This is a genomic window from uncultured Candidatus Kuenenia sp. (genome assembly GCF_900696675.1).
In the GTDB taxonomy this organism is placed as follows: Bacteria; Planctomycetota; Brocadiia; order Brocadiales; family Brocadiaceae; genus Kuenenia; species Kuenenia stuttgartiensis_A.
Map to the genome: position 1 here is coordinate 1 of NZ_CAADGZ010000284.1, position 1,316 is coordinate 1,316.

Annotated in this window: 2 protein-coding genes; one reads left to right on the forward strand and one right to left on the reverse strand. The window is 53.9% G+C overall.

Features of this window, described 5'->3' with window-relative positions; translation table 11 throughout:
• The coding region (locus QZT26_RS17670) for an efflux RND transporter permease subunit (protein WP_295104073.1) at window positions 1-482 on the forward strand (482 nt) is incomplete at its 5' end.
• 274 nt (window positions 483-756) lie between these two features.
• On the opposite strand, the gene QZT26_RS17675 is transcribed toward QZT26_RS17670, so the two are convergent.
• A partial coding sequence (locus QZT26_RS17675; protein ID WP_295104075.1) for an NADH-ubiquinone oxidoreductase-F iron-sulfur binding region domain-containing protein occupies window positions 757-1,316 on the reverse strand: 560 nt, incomplete at its 5' end.

The following is a 1,316-nucleotide window of genomic DNA, read 5'->3' on the forward strand; positions in this document are numbered from 1 at the left end:
TCGTATTCCTCATATTGTCTTCGCTCTATGAGAGCTGGTCACTCCCTCTGACGATCGTACTGATCGTGCCCATGTGCCTCCTTTCGGCGATATTTGGCATATGGCTTCGGGGCATGGACAACAATATCCTTTCACAGATAGGGTTCGTTGTGCTCGTGGGGCTCGCGTGTAAGAACGCGATTTTAATAGTGGAATTCGCCAAAGACTATCAGGATACGGGCAAGGGGTGCGAGGAGGCCGTGATCGAGGCCTCGCGCGTCAGGCTTCGTCCGATATTGATGACCTCGTTCGCTTTCATACTTGGGGTAATCCCCCTATTGATTGCCACAGGAGCCGGCGCCGAGATGCGTCAGGCGTTGGGAACCTCGGTATTCAGCGGCATGTTCGGGGTCACGTTCTTCGGCCTGTTTTTAACCCCTGTGTTCTACATCGTGATCAGGAAGATCACGGAATCCGGAAAAAACCGGAGTGTAAAAGTGTAATAGGATTCATATTTGTGGAAGGCGGTTGTTTAATCCTAAATCCCGCAGATAGTGATGTAGCCACGTTTCTGTGAAGCGCGGACCGGTCGCGTTACATCCTTTGCCCGTTGGGTGAGGCATGATTAAGTAAACAAGTTCCTTGTCAACGACCGCTTGCATCGGAAAACAAAAATTTAACTGCGGGATTTACGTGAACAGCTTGCCATCACTTTGATTGGCGAGGCAATCGGCAAGATTGCATCCATCCGTGGCACTCCATGGCTATCCCTGAAGTTCATGGAGCGTAGGTCCAATCTGGTTTCTTCTTTGTCTGCTTTTCGTCGTAGGAGAAATGGTGTTTCTCTTCATCATAATCCACGATTTTCGGGATCGGCCAAGGCTCGGACTGAGGCCGCTTGCCTTTCGCGTATGGCTCAAACTCCTCCCGAAATGACTGCACCAAACCGGGAATCAACTTCGCGCCCTGCGCCGGCAGAAAGCAGCGATTTGCCTGCGGTGCGGAATGTGCACCTTCCATGATCCAATCGAGGCCTGCCCGGTCATCATGGAGATGAAGGTGCTGGAGGAGTTCGTCGATGCCGTGCGAAGCGGTCCGTAAACCGGCTTTGCAAGCCGGACATTGATTGCAGGATTCGACATAGAGAAACCGAGCCACGGCCTGCGTTACCCGTGGAATGCTTGCGGCGTTGTCCAGCACGATGAAGCCCGCCGAGCCCAGCCCGGAGCCGATCATCTGGAATGCGTCAAATTCGGTTGGCGTGTCGAACCTGTCCGCGAGAATGACCCCGCAGGCCACGCCCGAGAGCGCCACCTTGAATTGCCGCCCCGTGTGCG